The sequence below is a fragment of the Methanosphaerula subterraneus genome, from assembly GCF_052055875.1.
GTDB lineage: Archaea > Halobacteriota > Methanomicrobia > Methanomicrobiales > Methanospirillaceae > Methanosphaerula > Methanosphaerula subterraneus.
Genome location: NZ_CP170508.1, coordinates 1,058,035 through 1,073,952, shown reverse-complemented (window position 1 = coordinate 1,073,952; position 15,918 = coordinate 1,058,035). Strand labels below are relative to the sequence as shown.

At 59.8% G+C, this 15,918-nt stretch carries 21 protein-coding genes; 17 read left to right on the top strand and 4 right to left on the bottom strand.

What is annotated here, in order from left to right:
* Positions 1 to 107 precede the first annotated feature (107 nt).
* Positions 108 to 698: a tetratricopeptide repeat protein gene (locus ACFKSJ_RS05100; RefSeq protein WP_440951175.1), complete on the top strand. Its 591-nt coding sequence runs from the start codon at positions 108 to 110 to the stop codon at positions 696 to 698.
* Between the two features lie 223 nt (positions 699 to 921).
* Positions 922 to 1,392, top strand: coding sequence for a hypothetical protein (locus ACFKSJ_RS05095; RefSeq protein ID WP_440951174.1), 471 nt, complete (start codon positions 922 to 924; stop codon positions 1,390 to 1,392).
* Here ACFKSJ_RS05095 and proS read toward each other — a convergent pair.
* Genes proS through ACFKSJ_RS05080 form a run of 3 tightly spaced genes read right to left on the bottom strand, consistent with a single transcriptional unit; the run spans position 1,386 to position 4,240 of the window.
* Positions 1,386 to 2,825: a proline--tRNA ligase gene (gene proS / locus ACFKSJ_RS05090; RefSeq protein WP_440951173.1), complete on the bottom strand. Its 1,440-nt coding sequence runs from the start codon at positions 2,823 to 2,825 to the stop codon at positions 1,386 to 1,388. The two genes, ACFKSJ_RS05095 and proS, sit on opposite strands and share 7 nt — an antisense overlap.
* 10 nt (positions 2,826 to 2,835) lie before the next feature.
* Positions 2,836 to 3,402, bottom strand: a complete 567-nt coding sequence (locus ACFKSJ_RS05085; protein WP_440951172.1) for a stage II sporulation protein M — start codon at positions 3,400 to 3,402, stop codon at positions 2,836 to 2,838.
* The gene (locus tag ACFKSJ_RS05080; RefSeq protein ID WP_440951171.1) at positions 3,395 to 4,240 is read right to left on the bottom strand and encodes a DUF63 family protein; all 846 of its coding nucleotides are present in this window, start codon (positions 4,238 to 4,240) and stop codon (positions 3,395 to 3,397) included. Before ACFKSJ_RS05080 ends, ACFKSJ_RS05085 begins: the two co-directional genes overlap by 8 nt.
* Before the next feature lie 11 nt (positions 4,241 to 4,251).
* Here ACFKSJ_RS05080 and ACFKSJ_RS05075 point away from each other — a divergent pair, with 11 nt between their 5' ends.
* Together ACFKSJ_RS05075 and ACFKSJ_RS05070 are read left to right on the top strand one after the other, a co-directional pair.
* Positions 4,252 to 5,331 carry an NAD(P)-dependent glycerol-1-phosphate dehydrogenase gene (locus ACFKSJ_RS05075; RefSeq protein ID WP_440951170.1) on the top strand — a complete coding sequence of 360 codons (1,080 nt, stop codon included), beginning with the start codon at positions 4,252 to 4,254 and terminating at the stop codon, positions 5,329 to 5,331.
* A 6-nt stretch (positions 5,332 to 5,337) separates the two neighbouring features.
* Positions 5,338 to 5,784 carry a UPF0179 family protein gene (locus tag ACFKSJ_RS05070; protein ID WP_440951169.1) on the top strand — a complete coding sequence of 149 codons (447 nt, stop codon included), beginning with the start codon at positions 5,338 to 5,340 and terminating at the stop codon, positions 5,782 to 5,784.
* Between the two features lie 44 nt (positions 5,785 to 5,828).
* On the opposite strand, the gene ACFKSJ_RS05065 is transcribed toward ACFKSJ_RS05070, so the two are convergent.
* Entirely contained in the window at positions 5,829 to 6,668 is an 840-nt protein-coding gene (locus ACFKSJ_RS05065) for an ADP-ribosylglycohydrolase family protein (RefSeq protein WP_440951168.1), read from the bottom strand.
* A 93-nt stretch (positions 6,669 to 6,761) separates the two neighbouring features.
* Here ACFKSJ_RS05065 and ACFKSJ_RS05060 point away from each other — a divergent pair, with 93 nt between their 5' ends.
* From ACFKSJ_RS05060 to rnhB, 13 genes are read left to right on the top strand one after another with little or no spacing between them, the layout of a single operon-like run.
* On the top strand, positions 6,762 to 7,028 hold the full coding sequence (locus tag ACFKSJ_RS05060; RefSeq protein WP_440951167.1) for a UPF0058 family protein: 267 nt from the start codon (positions 6,762 to 6,764) through the stop codon (positions 7,026 to 7,028).
* A gap of 6 nt (positions 7,029 to 7,034) precedes the next feature.
* Entirely contained in the window at positions 7,035 to 8,615 is a 1,581-nt protein-coding gene (locus tag ACFKSJ_RS05055; RefSeq protein WP_440951166.1) for a tRNA uridine(34) 5-carboxymethylaminomethyl modification radical SAM/GNAT enzyme Elp3, read from the top strand.
* Complete coding sequence (priS, locus tag ACFKSJ_RS05050; protein WP_440951165.1) at positions 8,612 to 9,748, top strand: DNA primase catalytic subunit PriS; 1,137 nt, start codon at positions 8,612 to 8,614, stop codon at positions 9,746 to 9,748. Before ACFKSJ_RS05055 ends, priS begins: the two co-directional genes overlap by 4 nt.
* Positions 9,749 to 10,381 (top strand): hypothetical protein, encoded by a 633-nt coding sequence (locus ACFKSJ_RS05045; RefSeq protein WP_440951164.1) that lies wholly within the window; start codon positions 9,749 to 9,751, stop codon positions 10,379 to 10,381.
* Positions 10,382 to 10,417: 36 nt separating this feature from the next.
* Positions 10,418 to 10,696, top strand: coding sequence for a 50S ribosomal protein L44e (locus tag ACFKSJ_RS05040; protein ID WP_440951163.1), 279 nt, complete (start codon positions 10,418 to 10,420; stop codon positions 10,694 to 10,696).
* Positions 10,697 to 10,700: 4 nt separating this feature from the next.
* Positions 10,701 to 10,889, top strand: a complete 189-nt coding sequence (locus tag ACFKSJ_RS05035; RefSeq protein WP_440951162.1) for a 30S ribosomal protein S27e — start codon at positions 10,701 to 10,703, stop codon at positions 10,887 to 10,889.
* 7 nt (positions 10,890 to 10,896) lie between these two features.
* Complete coding sequence (locus tag ACFKSJ_RS05030; RefSeq protein WP_440951161.1) at positions 10,897 to 11,682, top strand: translation initiation factor IF-2 subunit alpha; 786 nt, start codon at positions 10,897 to 10,899, stop codon at positions 11,680 to 11,682.
* On the top strand, positions 11,682 to 11,831 hold the full coding sequence (locus ACFKSJ_RS05025; RefSeq protein WP_440951160.1) for an RNA-protein complex protein Nop10: 150 nt from the start codon (positions 11,682 to 11,684) through the stop codon (positions 11,829 to 11,831). The genes ACFKSJ_RS05030 and ACFKSJ_RS05025 overlap by 1 nt, the downstream gene beginning before the upstream one ends.
* A complete protein-coding gene (locus tag ACFKSJ_RS05020) occupies positions 11,828 to 12,598 on the top strand; it encodes a proteasome assembly chaperone family protein (RefSeq protein WP_440951159.1) in 771 nt (256 codons plus the stop codon). Before ACFKSJ_RS05025 ends, ACFKSJ_RS05020 begins: the two co-directional genes overlap by 4 nt.
* 5 nt (positions 12,599 to 12,603) lie before the next feature.
* Positions 12,604 to 13,725 (top strand): endonuclease Q family protein, encoded by a 1,122-nt coding sequence (locus ACFKSJ_RS05015; RefSeq protein WP_440951158.1) that lies wholly within the window; start codon positions 12,604 to 12,606, stop codon positions 13,723 to 13,725.
* Between the two features lie 37 nt (positions 13,726 to 13,762).
* On the top strand, positions 13,763 to 13,939 hold the full coding sequence (locus ACFKSJ_RS05010; RefSeq protein ID WP_440951157.1) for a 4Fe-4S binding protein: 177 nt from the start codon (positions 13,763 to 13,765) through the stop codon (positions 13,937 to 13,939).
* The gene (locus ACFKSJ_RS05005) at positions 13,929 to 15,128 is read left to right on the top strand and encodes an NAD(P)/FAD-dependent oxidoreductase (protein ID WP_440951156.1); all 1,200 of its coding nucleotides are present in this window, start codon (positions 13,929 to 13,931) and stop codon (positions 15,126 to 15,128) included. Before ACFKSJ_RS05010 ends, ACFKSJ_RS05005 begins: the two co-directional genes overlap by 11 nt.
* 31 nt (positions 15,129 to 15,159) lie before the next feature.
* Entirely contained in the window at positions 15,160 to 15,819 is a 660-nt protein-coding gene (gene rnhB, locus ACFKSJ_RS05000) for a ribonuclease HII (RefSeq protein WP_440951155.1), read from the top strand.
* The last annotated feature ends 99 nt before the right edge of the window (positions 15,820 to 15,918 follow it).

Sequence of the window (15,918 nt, the reverse complement as noted above, 5' to 3'; positions counted from 1 at the left end):
TGGTTGGAGGTTTCGGTTAATATGGTTGACCGTCAGCCGGGCGCCGGGCGGCGGGATCAGACTCTAATACTTGGGATGGCCAGAGTATCATACTGGCAGGTGGGGCGATGGAAGGATATGGTGGGATCGTAAACGACAGAGAAGAGCAGGTCATGACTCCTGCGGCATGTGAAGAGCGGGGAGGGTCGTACCTCGATCAGGATGACTATGTCGAAGCGCTCTTCTGGTATGACCGTGCAGCAGAGCTGGCCCCGCTCTCTGCAAAGGGATGGTTCGGCAGGGGATACGCACTCCGGAAGATCGGGAGGCTGGCAGAGGCGCTCTCCTGTTTTGATCAGGCCCTCCTGCTCGACCCGACCTCCATCCCCGTGGAGGCCAACCGGGGGTATGTTCTTCGGGAACTCGGCCGGCTTCCTGAGGCGGTGACCGCCTTCGATGCAGCCCTCCTTGAGAACCCGGTACATATCAAGGCGATGACCGGCCGGGGGATGGCCCTCGTGGACCTGGGGAGGCTCGAGGAGGCACGGGACCAGTACCTCCGGGCGCTCGATCTGAATATGATGAATGCGTTCGTCTGGCACCAGCTGGGGATTGCCCGCCGGCTCCTCGGAGAGGAGGATGCTGCCGGTGCCTGCTTTCAGCAGGCCGCCTCTCTCGGGTATTACCGTGAGGGGACAGGAAACCAGATTCCGATTTAAAATTGAGGAATTTGGCAAATCGCGACGATACTGCTTGCATTGACATAAAGTATTAAGTGCTGGTGGGACGAATAACAGAGCGCAAGCACATTGGTTGCAGCGGGTTGATGCAGACATGATAGAGACAATTCTGACAATACTACCAGGACCGGGGTTCGTTATATTCAGAGCGGACGGTTACACAGCAACGGTCTTTGCATCTGCCGGAGTGGAGGTCTGAACCGTGGGTTCGCGGATGCATGCCCCCCATACCACCTGCCCCGGTTGCCGGGAGGAGGTCTTCCTCGACGAGCTGATCGGTGGACGGTGCCCGCTCTGCGGTTGCTCGTTTGATGATGATGAGGAAGGGACCGAGGAGTTCGATGAGGCGATCGAGCGGGCAGACCTTGCCTACCTGGTTTTCCACTACTTTCTCTTCAAGAAGTTCGACCGGCTCGGCGTGGAGCCGTTACGGGTGCTCCAGCTGATCACCAGGAACGAGGATCCCGGTGCGGACTCTCCGGCCGCCTTTGAGAAGGTGAAATACTCGTTCGAGGTGCCGATGGGCCTGCTCGACCGGGTCCGGCCCAAGCGGTGCCAGGACTGCGGAAAATACTTTTTGCGGGGCGGAAAAAAAGTGGTCTCCGGGACGCTCGTGCGCCCGCAGCACACGACCCGTTATCACTGTGATACCTGCTCAGGCAGGGGTCAGTAACTCCGCCCGATCAGGGTGGTGGTTCCGGCCCTGCCGCAGACCAGGCATCTTCCTTCTGTTTTTGTGACCAGCGGCGACCGGACCTCGGTACCGAGAACGCTGGCATCGATCTGCTCTTCGATCCGGTCTGCGCACGCCTTTTCCCCACACCAGTGGACGATCGCGACCCCTTCTTCGATGGCTGACTTCAGATCGTCCATCGTCTCGACCAGGTTCATGTGCGAGGCGAGGTGCTGGTCGCTGGTCGTGACCAGGGTGTTCCTGACCTGTTCGAGCAGCGCCTGCACCCCCTCGACCAGGGATGCTGCCGGTATCGTGGACTTCTCCTTCTTTCTCGTCACGGCCGTCACCACGCCGTTGTCGATGTCCCGGGGACCCAGCTCCACCCGCAGGGGGACGCCCCGCATCTCCCAGTGGTAATACTTGGCGCCCGGACGGATCTCCCGTTCGTCCAGCTTCACCCGGAGGCCGGCCGCTTCCAGCTGGTCGCGGATCGTTCTGGCTGCGGCGAGCACCTCGTCACGCCGTTTTCCGACGATGATCGGGACCACGACAACCTGCACCGGAGCGAGCTCAGGCGGAAGGATCAGCCCGTTATCGTCGCCGTGCATGCTGATCAGGGCGGCGATGCACCGTTCAGAGATCCCGTAGCAGGTCTGGTAGGCTAGTTGCTGCTCTCCGTTCTGGTTCTCGTAGGTGATGTCGAAGGTCCGCGAGAAGTGATCGCCGAGGTGGTGGACCGTGCCGATCTGGAGGGTCCTGCCATCCGGCATCACGGTGTCGACGGCCATCGTGTAGTCTGCGCCAGGGAACTTGTCCCACTCGGGGCGGCGGGAGATCAGGATCGGCACGCAGAGGTGCTGGTAGAAGGTGGTGTACAGGGCCAGGGCGTCCTCGACCTGGGCAGCCGCCTCGTCCCACGTCGCATGGACGGTGTGGGCCTCCTTGAACGAGGTGATCTCACGGAGCCGGATCAACGGCCGGGTGTGCTTGGTCTCGTACCGGAACGTGTTCACGATCTGGTACAGCTTCAGCGGGAGATCTGCATGGGACCTGACCCAGAGAGCATACATCGGGTAGATTGCGGTCTCGCTGGTCGGCCGGAGGGCCAGTTTCACATCGAGTTCGGTCAGCCCCCCGTGGGTGACCCAGTAGACCTCCTCCTCGAACCCCTTGATGTGCTCGGCCTCCTTCATGAACTCATTTTCCGGGATCAAAAGCGGGAAGAGGGTCTCCTGATGATCCTTATCGAGGAGCTGGCGCAGGATCGCGTAGGTCAGTTTCCTGATCGAGAACCCGAACGGATACCAGACATAGACTCCTTTGACCGGGTACCGGACATCCATGATCTCGGCACGCCAGAGCAGGTCATTGTACCAGGCGCTGAACTCTTCTTTTGGCGGTAAGGCGGTAGTCTCTTCTTCGGTCTGCACGATATCCCCTTTAACTGACTAAATGTATAATCTGAGGCGTAATAAAAGCCTCTATGAACGCTGCGATTCCGACCAGCGGGACCACAACGGACAAAAAAATGCGTCCGAGATGCCGGGCGGTCTCCCCTGCATCCGCAGTCCCGTACCAGTCCGCGGCCAGGGAGCCGGCCAGCATGAACCCGAGGGCCGCGGAGATCAGAAATGCCGGAATCTCGAAGATCCCGTGCGGAAGGATTGCAGCCGCGACATAGAGCACCCCCCGCTGCGACCTGACGATCTCCAGCACCGCCCCGATCAGCACCCCGTTGGCACCGAGCACGACGAGCGAGAGGATGCCGGCCGTCACCCCGCCGAGGAAGAGGACCAGGCAGGCCACCAGGTTGTTGAGGAAGATCTTCACGCAGATCACGCCGGTCTGATCGTTCATGATCTGTCGGACCACCTGGTCCCGGAACGCGGCCATCATGCCGGTGCCGATCGACGGGTCCAGCCTGACCATCACGACGCCGACGAGGAATGAGGTGAAGAAGAGGGCTGCAGTAAAGAGGGTGTATCTGATCAGGGGCCGCTCAGACATAGAGGACCATCCTGAGCATGTCCCGAAGGCCGGGGGCCATCCCGACCACGATCATCGCAAAGACGACCAGGTGCCAGAACGCACTGGCCCCCTCCTTTCGGTAGAGTTCCAGCACGTAGATCCCCGGGATCAGCACGGCCAGCTTCAGCGGGAACATCACGAAACCGGTGCCGGTGGCAGCGATCAGCGACGAACCGACCACGTGCTGCTCGACATAGTGGAGGGGGTGCAGGTCGATCCCGAAACTGGTCGCACTGGCATCGAGGAGGTGCCCCAGCAGGAGCATCACGTAGATCGGGTCTGAGGCGAACTCCCACCTGAGCACGTACCGCAGAAACGCCCAGACCAGGGTCGTCGCCGTCGCGGCCATCAGCAGAATGGTCAGCAGAACGCCGAAGTCGATCCTGGTGACGGTCAGCCCGTACCAGCCGAGCACCGCCCCGCTGACCAGGCAGGCGACGACCCCGAGCCCTGCAAAGCCGGTGTGGTAGTCCCTGATCAGCCCATGCTGTTCGGCAAGCCTTGCGATGAACAGACAGGCTATGGTGAAGAAGAAGATGGTGAAGAAGATCAGCGGGGTGATGAGCAGGAACTGGAGATCGGATGTGATCATCCCGGTGTCCTGTATCACCCGGAGCAATGATCCGAGCACCACGAAGGGGAGCAACGAATAGATGAACGATCGATCGATGCTGATCCCGGTCCGGTTCAGCCACCGGTAGATCAGGTACAGGGAGACGATCAGGATCACGGCATAGGTCAGGGTGTCGACGATCGTATAGGCCCCTCCGTACCGGATGGGATCGATGTAATATTTGTATATGAACTCCCTAATCATCTCTGATCTTAATGAGTGCAGATGGTATAAAATTACTCAGGAATCCGGGTTTTGACAAATCCAAGTGGATGCAGCTCCCACGGGATGTCGTGATCGGACACAATGCACTCGACCAGCTCCCTACCGTCTGCCAGGACCTGAAGATTGGAAGATCGGTGATGCTCTTCGCTGGAAAGAGCACGATGAAGGTGGCAGGCGATCGGATCGAGGAGCTGCTCGCCCCGTCCTTCGATCTCTCGACGTTTCTGGCCGGGGAGCTGACTCCGGAATCGATGGAACTGGCCGAGGAGGCCGCCTGCGGGGCCCAGTTCATCATCGGAGTCGGCGGGGGGCGGGTGATCGACACGGCCAAGATCGTCTCGTACAACCTGGACCTGCCGTTCATCAGCGTCCCAACGGCAGCATCGCATGACGGGATTGCGTCAGGAAGGGCGTCCCTCCAGACCAGCGACGGTTCGGCCTCGCTGGCCGCCCATCCCCCGCTCGGGGTGATCGCCGATACCGGGATCATCGCGGCCGCCCCGCACCGTCTGCTCGCAGCGGGATGTGCGGACATCATCTCCAACTACACGGCGATCCTGGACTGGGAACTCTCCAACCGCCTTCGGGGGGAGCAGATCAGCGAGTATGCGATCACGCTCTCGCGGATGACCGCAGAGATCCTGATGAAGAACGCCCCGATGATCAGGCCGCACCAGGAGGAGAGCGCCTGGATGGTGGTCAAGGCCCTGGTCTCCTCGGGAGTTGCGATGGCGATTGCAGGATCGTCCCGGCCGGCCTCGGGCGGCGAGCACAAGTTCAGTCATGCCCTCGAACGGCTGGCACCGGGGAAGGCTCTTCACGGAGAGGCCTGCGGGATCGGGACGATCATCATGATGTACCTGCATGGCGGGGACTGGCGGAGAATTCGGACGGCATTGCAGCAGATCGGGGCCCCGACAACCCCTGCCGAACTGGGGATTCCGGACGATGTGGCCGCAGCTGCGTTGATGATGGCAAAGACTATTCGTCCGGAACGCTTCAGTATACTTGACAGCGGTCTGACAGAAGCGTCTGCAACCGCACTCATCAGGATGCTGTATGGAGAGTAGGTGGTTATGGCGGAGATAAAGTCAAAGGTGACACTGATTGGTGCCATGCTGGCACGTCCGGGGCTCGAGTTCATCTATGAGGGTGAACTGCCGGCCTGCGAGCAGTGTAAGGTCAGAAAGGCCTGCAACAACCTGAAGGTGGGAAGAAAGTACAGGGTGCTCTCCATTCGGACCACGGTGCACGGCTGCAGCGTGCATCTGAACGGGGCCTGTGCCGTCGAGATCGTCGAGTCGCCGGTGGTCGGGCTGATCAAGGCCGACCTCGCGATTGCAAACTCACGGGTCCTCCCCGACCTGAGCTGTACCCAGCGTGAATGCAAGAGTTATCCGCTCTGCCACCCGGACGGGATCGTCAGCGGAGAGCGGTACATGGTCAGCGAGGTGCTCGGCAACGCCCCTGATCACTGTGAGAAGGGGCGGTCGCTGAAGCTGGTCGAACTCCGCCCGATCTGACCGTTCTTCCATCTGCATATCATATTCTCTTTTACGGATCTTTTTCAGGGCTCTGCGATCAGGGCCAGCTGGTCTGCGGTTCTGATCAGGGTGTTCACCCCATGCAGCACCGATATCCAGCGGACCGGGATCGCGGTGACGCCCCAGCAGGCCCCGGCCAGCGCCCCGCAGATCGCCCCGATGGTGTCGGTGTCCCCGCCGATGCTGACCGCATGGACGATCGCCTCCTCACAGGACTCTGCCTCCATGAAGAAGCGGAGGGCCGCATGCGTCGAGAGGAGGGCGTCGAGGGCCGGCTCAGGCTGATAGTCCAGGTAGTTTCCGAGTATCTCTGCGACCTCGGACTCTCTGCAGCGGGTGCAGGCATGACGGTGAGCTGTCCGCCTGTCTGACCCTCTGCAGAGGTCGCTGATCATCTGGTTTACAAACGCTGAACAGGCCCCGGGCACCGGGTCGTGGTGGGTCAGGGCCGCACAGAGCAGCGAGACCTCCTGCACCTGCCGGGTGCTGTACATCACCCCGATCGGCGGACCTCTCATCACGGCCCCGTTGGACCGCGACCCCTGCCGGCTCCCTGCCTCCGCCGCCGCCTGCAGGGGCGGTCTCCCTGCCTGGATCAGGTCGAAGACCATTGATGAGGTCGGACCGTAAAACTCCGGGTTCCGGCGGTACCCTGCGAGCATCCGGGTCAGCTGGTCCTCTGCAGAGAACCCCCTGCAGGTGATCAGCGAGTCCGCCACCGCGAGCATCTGCAGGGTGTCGTCGGTCCACCCTCCCTTCACCCGGTTATGGGGTCCTCCCCCCTGCATCTCGGTCACCAGGCCGTCGCCCGGGTAGCCTTCGAAGGGCGCACCCAATGCATCGCCAATTGCGACGCCAACCACAGTTCCTCTGGCCGCATTCAGGTCGAATATAAAGATCACCGGTAAAATATATCCCGTTGTGGAAAAAACTACTTGCTATTGAGAGGTGGTTATGTGCAGAAAGAGGAGTTGCTTCATTTACATATGCTGATGGTTCATATCAAGAAATATTATGAGCATATTTCTGGCGAGTCGGTTCCCACGGATCGGTACGATGCGCTTGATGTCTCCCCTGTTCATATCCACAAGAACAAGAAGTCGCATAAGGATGCTCTTCTGATGCTCGGTGATGAGGTCGTATCACAGATCCGGTCTCATAAAGCGCCGATGGTTGAATACTCGAGCGAGATGGTTGCTGAAACTGCTGCAATCGAACACTAACGCTTCATGGATCAAACTGAAATCTATCGGGAGATCCTCTCCCTCATCTCTTTTGAATCTGCGAATCCTGAGCGGATCATGCAGATCAAACGTGCAATTTGCGGCCGTTATGAACTCCCTGAGGTGCCGAAGAACTCGGCATTGCTGGCCGCAGCCCTTCCGGAACAGTATGAACAGCTCCGGCGTCTGCTGCTGGTCAAACCGACCAGGACCCTCTCCGGCGTCGCACCGATCGCGGTGATGACCTCTCCATCCCCCTGCCCGCATGGGAAATGCCTGCCCTGCCCGGGCGGCCCGGACCACCCGTTCAAATCGCCGCAGAGTTATACCGGCGAGGAGCCGGCCGCGAAGAGGGCACGCGAGCATGACTACGACCCCTACGATCAGGTCTCGGCCCGACTCGACCAGTTCCGATTCCTCGGCCATCATGTCGACAAGGCTGAGCTGATCGTGATGGGCGGCACGATGACCGCCCGGACCCCCGAGTACCAGGAGTCGTTCGTGGCCGCCTGTCTGCAGGCGATGAACGAGTCAGGAACCGGCGTTCGGGAGAAACCGCAGCCGCTTGAGAGGGTTATGCAGGAGAACGAACGGTCTGATGTCAGGTGCGTGGCCCTGACCTATGAGACCCGGCCGGACTGGTCGAGGCGGGAGCATATCGACAGCATGCTCCGCCTCGGTGTCACCAAGGTCGAGCTCGGGGTCCAGCACCTGGAGGATCAGGTCCTCGCCTTTAACCGCCGCGGCTGCACGGTCGCTGATATCGTGGAGGCGAACACGGCCCTGCGGGACGCCGGGATCAAGGTCGGGTTTCACATGATGCCGAACCTGCCCGGTTCGACGCTTGAGATGGACCGGGCGATGTTCCGGACCCTCTTCGACGATCCCCGGTTCCGCCCCGACTTTCTGAAGCTGTACCCGACGCTGGTCACCCCCTATTCTGAGATAGAGGATCTGCTGAACCGGGGAGAGTATGCGCCGTATGCAGAGGACGATCTGATCGATCTGATTGCCTATGCCAAGGAACTCCTCCCCGAATACGTCCGGCTGCAGCGGGTCCAGCGGGACATTCCGGCCAAGCTGATCGTGGCCGGTTCGCACCACAGCAACTTCCGGCAGCTGGCTGAGGGCCGGCTGCATGCCACCGGGAGACGGTGCCGGTGCATCCGCTGCCGCGAGATCGGTCGCTGCGCGCCGCCCAAAGGTGCTGTGGCCGGGATCCAGACCCTGGCCTATGACTGCTGCGGAGGGCGGGAGTTCTTCATATCGGCGGTGGCCGGCGACTCGTTGATCGGGTTTTTACGCCTGCGGTTCCCGGGAAATCCCTGGCGGGAGGAACTGGCTGATGCAGCCCTGGTTCGCGAGCTGCATGTCTATGGAATGGTCGTCCCGATCGGCGATGAGGCTGAGCCTGCCGAGTATCAGCACCGACAGTTCGGGGTACAGCTGCTCGCCGAGGCAGAACGCCTGGCCGGCGACGCCGGTTTCTCTTCGCTCGCCATCATGAGCGGGATCGGGGTGCGCCCCTACTACCAGAGGCAGGGATATATGCGAACCGGCCCCTATATGGTAAAACGACTTGCATGAGACCAGCCACCCTAGAGTTCATCAAACAGCAGTTCACCGGCTATTATCAGCGGGCCTACCCGGTCACCCCTGATGCACTGCTGCAGCGTGAGTGGGGTTTCATCTTCTTTGATGCCGGCCGCGAGGTTCGGATGCGCCGGCACCTGGCCTTTGGGGAACGGCAGGAACTGCTCGAATATCTGAAGACGATGGTCCCGGCGCATGTCTTCTATTCGTCTGCGTACTACGAATCTCCTGGCGCGCCGACGATGGCGGAGAAGGGATGGTCCGGGGCGGACCTGATCTTCGATCTCGATGCAGACCATATTCTGCACGGCCCCTATGCGGTGATGCTGGCGCGGGTCAAGGAGGAGACCCTGAAACTGCTGGCTGTCCTGACCGACGAGCTGGGATTTTCGGAGAAGCACTGCGAGGTGGTCTTCTCAGGCGGGCGCGGGTATCATATCCATGTGAACGACCTGGCGGTCCGTTCCTGGGGGAGTGCCGAACGGCGCGAGGTGGTCAACTATGTCTGCGGGATCGGCCTCGACCCCGCGCTGTTGATCAGGGCCGGGACCGACCTGTCGACAGGCTGGCCCCGGCGGTACCTGGCCGCGCTGGACGGGTACCTCGCCTGGCTGAAGGTAAAGGATCAGAAGGAGGCGCTGTCGCATCTCTCTTCCATAAAGGGGGTTTCGCGGAGTTCTGCGGCGGGATTGCTCAAATCCCTCGATCAGAACCGGGCCGCCCTCGCAGGGGATCATCCGGAGAAGGTGCTGGGTGACCGCGTCCTTCGGGCGGTCACGACCAACGACAACCCTGATTGGAAGCAGTGGTTGCAGGAGACCGGGGTGCAGGCCGACGAACCGGTCACGACCGATATCAAGCGGCTGATCAGGATGCCGACCTCGCTCCATGGCGGCAGCGGTCTCCGGGTCGTGCCGCTCACCATCAGCGAAGTCCAGGAGTTCGACCCCCTGGTCGACGCGGTCGTCTTTGGGGACCGGGACGTGCAGGTCACCGCTGAGAAGGCGCTGACGGTTTCACTGCTGGGGAGCACGTACCAGGTCGGTGCTGGAACGCAGACCGTCCCTGAGGCCGTTGCAGTCTTCCTCTGCTGCAGGGGACTGGCCGAGATTGCTGGGGGGAGATAGATGGAACTGGATGAACTGCGCATAATTCTGCTTAAAGAACGGGAAAGCGGGAAACTGACTCAGATCCCGCCTGAACTCTATCATAACGCCGCGGCGTCCCTGGCCTCGCTGACAAAGACCGTGTATGCCTGTGAGGATCCGCTCTTCTCCTCCCAGGCCCGGTTGACGATCGAGGAGATCAACAGCATCCGTGAGACGATGCAGGACATCTTCCGGATGCGGGCAGAGAAGATCCTGCTGCTCGCGAACGCCGAGGCCGAGGGGGATGCAGCAGCCAGGGATGAGGTGAAGAAGATGCTCGCTGCCGAACGGCAGATGTACCGCGAGATCACCGAATCCCTGCAGGTCTGCCGGCGAGAACTGCTGGATGCCGGCAGCGAGCCGGAGACCCTCTCGTCAGCGTTCGATGGGATGAAGATGATGATCGATGAGGAGCCCTGTCCAGCCTCCCCTGAGGTCGAGGATCGGCCATCCCTGGTGCTGGCACGGATCCTCGAGGATGTCGAGCCGTTTATGGCGGTTGATGGGAGGGTTTATAATCTCCTAAAAGAAGATCTGGTGACACTTCCTGAACAGAACGCAGAGGTTCTGCGCGAGCGCAACATACTCTTAAGTATCGGGCTTCACAAATAATATTGCTGTTTGGAAGACAAGTGAGGGACTATATTCATGAAGATGCCAGGTAAATTCAAAACCTACTGCCCGTTCTGCAAGATTCACCAGATGCATGAGGTCGAGAAGGTCAAGAAGGGAAAGAGAAACGGGCTGCACTGGATTGACCGGCAGAAGGACCGCCGCGGTGGTGTCGGGAATATGGGCAAGTATTCGAAGGTTCCTGGTGGCGACAAGCCGACCAAGAAGATCAATGTCAGGTACAGATGCCTGACCTGCGGGAAAGCCCACCTGCGCAAGGGATTCAGAATAGCGAAATTCGAACTGACGGAGTGATTCTGTGGTACGACTATACAGAGAGAACAGATCAAAATTTTTCCGGGTCAAGTGCCCGGATTGCGAGAATGAACAGATAATCTTTGAGAAGGCAAGCACCGTCGTCGACTGTGTTGTCTGTGGACATGTCCTTGCCGAACCGCGCGGTGGACGAGCCGCTCTCAAGGCAGAGATCCTGGCCGAACTTGAGTGATCAGACTATGCATGAGAGAGACTGGCCTGAAGAGGGGGAACTGGTCGTCTGCACCGTTGCGACAGTCAAGGACTTTGTCGCCTTTGTGCAGCTCGACGAGTATCACGGCCGCGAAGGCCTGATCCCGATCTCAGAGATTGCAACAGGATGGATCAAATACATCCGCGACCACATCTCTGAAGGACAGAAGATCGTCTGCAAGGTTCTGCATGTCGATACCCAGAAAGGTCATATCGATCTCTCTCTCAAGGATGTCAACGATCATCAGCGGCGCGAAAAGATCTGCGAATGGAAGAATGAGCAGAAAGCCCACAAGTGGATAGAATTCGCTGCTGAGGCATCTGGCGCTTCTGTTGAGGAGATCGAGAACGCCCTGTACCATGAGTACGGCGTCCTCTTCGTCCCCTTCGAGGAGATGGTGACCAATGAGCCGTCGATCCGCGAGAAGGTGCATCTCCCTGAAAAGGTTCTCGATGCCCTGATCGCTGTTGCCCATGAGAATGTGAAGATCCCGAAGGTCACGGTCAGCGGAGTGCTGCACCTGACCTCGACAAAACCTGACGGGGTCAATGTGATCAGGCGTGCCCTGCGCAGTGCAGAGCCGAAGATCCCTGACGTCGGTATTGATATCTTCTACATCGGCGCGCCCAAGTACGGGATCAAGATCACGGCCTCTGATTACAAGACTGCACAGAAGGCGATCGACCGGGCAGCAGCGGCTGCGATGGGAGTCGTCGAGCGTGCAGGTGGCGAGGCCAAGTTTGTGCGCAAGCAGAAGTCAGGGAAGGTCTGATGAAGGGCCGGATCAGGCGCTGTTCTGCTGATCACACCTATACGCTCGCTGCGCAGTGCCCGGTCTGTAAAGAACAGACCGAGACTGCACACCCTGCTCGTTATTCACCTGAAGATCGTTACGGGCATTACCGTAGACTGGTGCAATGATGGAGCAGGTGACAGTCACTTTTTTTGGGGACCCTTTCAGGGATCTTGACCAGGAGATCACCGGTCCCGCGATACTTATCGAAGGACTTCCCGGGATCGGTCAGGTCGGCAAGGTCGTCGCGGATTATCTGATCGAGGAACTCCATGCCGAGAAGATTGCTGAGATCCACTCCCTGTTCTTCCCCCCCCAGGTGATCCTCCAGGAGGACGGCACGGTCCGGCTGGCAGGGAATGAGATCTATCGCTACCAGGTCGCAGAACAGACGGTCTATTTCCTGGTCGGGGACTGCCAGAGCCTTTCGAACGAGGGGCACTATCTCCTCGCCGAGCAGTACCTGCAGATCGCAGCCCGTCTCGGGATCAAAAAGATCTATACGCTCGGCGGGTACGGGGTCGGCCATCTGGTCGACGAGCCGCGGGTGCTCTGCGCGGTCAATGATCCAGCACTTCGCGCCCCGGTCGAGGAGGTCGGCGGTATCTTCACCAGGGACGAGCCCGGCGGGGGTATCGTCGGCGCTGCCGGGTTGCTGCTCGGCCTCGGCGCTCGTCAGGGTATCGGGGGGATCTGCCTGATGGGAGAGACCTCGGGGTACCTGATCGATCCCAAGAGCGCCCATAACCTCCTCTCCCTGCTCTGCAGGATCACCGGGCTGGTGGTGGATACGAGCCGGCTGCATGAACGGGCCGATGACATGGAGCAGGTGCTCGCCGAGGTGCGTGAGAGCGAACTGGTCAGAAAGAACGATGAACTCCGGTACATCGGGTGACTGGTATGCATCTCCGCGCCGATCTGCACATCCACTCGCCATTCGCGCTGGCGGTCTCCAGGCATATGCTCCCTGAGCAGCTGCTCGCTTCTTCAACAATTAAGGGGATCCAGATCATCGGGACCGGCGACGGACTCCACCCGACCTGGCGTTCACTCTGGGATGAGCACCTCGTCAACCCCGAGGGGGTCTGTGTAGTCCCGACGGCCGAGGTCGAGGGGCTGCACCGGATCCATCACCTGATCCTGATGGAGGACTTCGACCAGTGCGCCGCACTGTATGATCTGCTGAAGCCGTACAGCAGCAACATCGATCGGAACGGCCGGCCGCAGGTCAAACTGGAGGGTGAGGCGATCGCCGCCCATGTCCATGCGGTGGGGGGGATGATCGGTCCTGCCCATGCATTCACCCCCTGGACCTCGCTCTATGCGACCTATGATCATGTCAGGGACTGCTATGGATCCGAACCGATCGATCTCCTCGAGCTCGGCCTCAGCGCGGACTCCTCGTACGGGGCCGGGATCAGCGAGCTGCACCAGGTCCCGTTCCTCTCGAACTCAGACGCCCACTCGCCGCAGACCAACAAGTTCGGCCGCGAGTTCAACCTGCTCGATGTGACCGAACCGACGCCCCGGGCTGTTCTCGCTGCGATCAGGGAGAACAGGATCCTGATGAATGCGGGCTTCTTTCCTGAGGAGGGGAAGTACAACCGGACCGCCTGTATCGAGGGCTTCCATCAGTATACCTTTGACGAGGCGATTGCCCATCACTGGCGGTGTCCTGTCGACGGGGCACGCATCAAGAAAGGGGTTGCAGATCGTGCGCATGAGTTGACCGACACCCTTCCATCCCCCCGTCCGCCCTATCTGCACCTGATACCCCTGTCAGAGATCATCCAGCGGGTGCTCGGGACCGCCTCTCCCTCTGCAAAGAAGGTGCAGCGCCTCTATACTGAGTATATATCCCAGTTCGGGGACGAGATCACTGTTTTGATAGAGACGCCGGAACCGGAGATCACCGGAATAAATCCTGCGGTTGGGAGGGCGGTGCAGGCGCTTCGGGACGGAAGGGTCGAACTGCACCCTGGTGGCGGCGGTTCGTACGGTTCTTTTTCGTTCATGCAATGAGTAAACCTTATTGGAGTTGCACCCCAAAATGATACCAATGCTCAAGATTCATCGTGATGTGTGTGGATATTGTGGATCATGTGTGTCGGTCTGTCCTGAGGGCGCCCTCGAACTGATCGATGCGTACCTGACGGTGGATGAGACCTGCCGTAACTGCGGGATCTGTGTCAAGGCCTGCCCACTCGGAGCCCTGGAGGTTATCAATGAAGGCTGAGTACGATCTCCTGATCATCGGTGCCGGTCCAGGTGGAGCTCTTGCTGCAAAGACGGCAGCAGAAAAGGGTCTCTCGGTCTTAATGGTCGAGAAACGGCCCGCAATCGGTACGCCGGTCCGGTGTGCAGAGGGTGTCGGGAAGGAACTGCTCAGGGAGTTCATCGACCCTGACCCAGCCTGGATATCTGCAGATATCGAGCGGGCCACGATCGTCGGCCCGGACGGCACCACGATGTCCCTTGAGGCAAAGATGGCCGGCAACGAGGTCGGGTACATCCTGGACCGGAAGGTCTTCGACCGTGCACTGGTCTGGCAGGCGGCCGAGGCCGGCGCCGAGGTGCAGGTGAAGACCCGGGCGGTCGCACCGATCATAGAGGACGGTGTCGTAAAGGGTGCACGGCTGCAGGGGTATGGCACGACAACTGATGTCAGAGCCAAGGTCGTGATCGCTGCAGACGGGGTCGAGTCCAAGTTCGCCCGGTGGTGTGGTATAGACACTGCGGTCCCGGTGAACGAGATCGAGACCTGCGCCCAGTACCTGCTGACCGATATCGATATCGACCAGGCGGCGACGGTCTTCTACATCGGGAACGAGATCGCTCCCCAGGGCTATGCCTGGGTCTTCCCGAAGGGGAAACGGACTGCGAATGTCGGGCTCGGGATCAGCGGTAAGATGAGTCTGCCCGGCAATCGGCCGATCGACTATCTGAACCGGTTCGTCGAGAAGAACTTCCCGAACGGAAAGACAATCGAGTGCATCGTCGGTGGGGTCTCGGTCTGCCAGCCGCTGGCCTCCACGGTCAGCGACGGGTTGATGATCATCGGGGACGCAGCCAGGATCAGTGACCCGCTGACTGGTGGCGGCATCTACAATGCCATGTACTCTGGTCGGCTCGCAGCACAGGTCGCTGCCGAGTGTATCAGCCGCGGCGACTGCAGCCGGGCAGCACTGGCCGCCTATGACGAGCAGTGGCGTGCGTCGGTGATGGGGAAGGCACTGGATCGCAACTACAAGATCAAGGAGTACTTCATCAGGCAGAGCGATGAAAAACTGAATGCACTGGCCCATTCGTTCAAGAGAATCAATATGGAGAAGTTCTCGACGCTCGAACTGATCAAGGAACTGATCAAACATAATCCAAAACTCCTCATTGAACTGAAGACGCTGCGGGACTCCCTCAACTCCTGAAGTCTACTGAACATACTTTTTTTTGATTTCTATGCAGATGCCGCTGATCTGTGGGGTCGACGAGGCTGGAAAAGGGGCTGTGCTCGGACCGATGGTCGTGGCCGGAGTCTCCTGCAGGGATCTCTCCGCAATCGCAGCACTCGGAGTCCGGGACTCCAAGCAGCTGACCCGAAACCGGCGGGAAGACCTCTATGATCGGATCCGATCGATCTGTACAACCACCGTGTTCGTCCTCTCTGCAGCAGCTATCGATCAGGCCCGCGAGACTGTAACGATGAACCTGATCGTGGCCAGGGGACATGCCGCTGTGATCAGCACCCTGGCCCCCACGGTCGCCTATGTCGACGCCTGTGATGTGAACGCAGACCGATACCGGGAGACCGTGACCGCTCTTCTTGATCCTCCCTCTTCCTGCCAGGTGATCGCCGAGCACCGGGCGGACAGCACCTATCCGGTCGTGGCCGCGGCCAGCATCATTGCAAAGGTCACCCGTGATCGCCTCATCGATGCACTGGCAGAGGAGTGCGGTCCGATCGGTAGCGGATATCCTTCGGACCGGTACACCATTGAGTATCTCTCCGACTATATCGGACGGCATCATGCACCTCCGTCCTGTGCCCGAAAGACCTGGAAAACGACCATTCATCTGCTCGAATCGCTTGGTCAGCGGGATCTCTGCTCGTTTTTCTGATCTGGTACCAGCCAATGGTTTATGTAGTCTGCCCTCAAAATGACTACAGAATGGAGTGGTTCTCAGTCCTTATTCTTCTTGTCCTGCTATATTCGCTGA

Bases quoted from the DNA above. Each gene is read 5' to 3' on its own strand.
- ACFKSJ_RS05085 (WP_440951172.1), bottom strand. From the start codon at position 3,402: ATGTCTGAGCGGCCCCTGATCAGATACACCCTCTTTACTGCAGCCCTC.
- ACFKSJ_RS05075 (WP_440951170.1), top strand. From the start codon at position 4,252: ATGAGTGCAGATGGTATAAAATTACTCAGGAATCCGGGTTTTGACAAA.
- ACFKSJ_RS05025 (WP_440951160.1), top strand. From the start codon at position 11,682: ATGAAGGGCCGGATCAGGCGCTGTTCTGCTGATCACACCTATACGCTC.
- ACFKSJ_RS05005 (WP_440951156.1), top strand. From the start codon at position 13,929: ATGAAGGCTGAGTACGATCTCCTGATCATCGGTGCCGGTCCAGGTGGA.
- ACFKSJ_RS05010 (WP_440951157.1), top strand. From the start codon at position 13,763: ATGCTCAAGATTCATCGTGATGTGTGTGGATATTGTGGATCATGTGTG.
- ACFKSJ_RS05030 (WP_440951161.1), top strand. From the start codon at position 10,897: ATGCATGAGAGAGACTGGCCTGAAGAGGGGGAACTGGTCGTCTGCACC.
- ACFKSJ_RS05015 (WP_440951158.1), top strand. From the start codon at position 12,604: ATGCATCTCCGCGCCGATCTGCACATCCACTCGCCATTCGCGCTGGCG.
- ACFKSJ_RS05040 (WP_440951163.1), top strand. From the start codon at position 10,418: ATGAAGATGCCAGGTAAATTCAAAACCTACTGCCCGTTCTGCAAGATT.
- ACFKSJ_RS05045 (WP_440951164.1), top strand. From the start codon at position 9,749: ATGGAACTGGATGAACTGCGCATAATTCTGCTTAAAGAACGGGAAAGC.
- ACFKSJ_RS05070 (WP_440951169.1), top strand. From the start codon at position 5,338: ATGGCGGAGATAAAGTCAAAGGTGACACTGATTGGTGCCATGCTGGCA.
- ACFKSJ_RS05020 (WP_440951159.1), top strand. From the start codon at position 11,828: ATGATGGAGCAGGTGACAGTCACTTTTTTTGGGGACCCTTTCAGGGAT.
- ACFKSJ_RS05100 (WP_440951175.1), top strand. From the start codon at position 108: ATGGAAGGATATGGTGGGATCGTAAACGACAGAGAAGAGCAGGTCATG.
- ACFKSJ_RS05055 (WP_440951166.1), top strand. From the start codon at position 7,035: ATGGATCAAACTGAAATCTATCGGGAGATCCTCTCCCTCATCTCTTTT.
- ACFKSJ_RS05080 (WP_440951171.1), bottom strand. From the start codon at position 4,240: ATGATTAGGGAGTTCATATACAAATATTACATCGATCCCATCCGGTAC.
- priS (WP_440951165.1), top strand. From the start codon at position 8,612: ATGAGACCAGCCACCCTAGAGTTCATCAAACAGCAGTTCACCGGCTAT.
- rnhB (WP_440951155.1), top strand. From the start codon at position 15,160: ATGCAGATGCCGCTGATCTGTGGGGTCGACGAGGCTGGAAAAGGGGCT.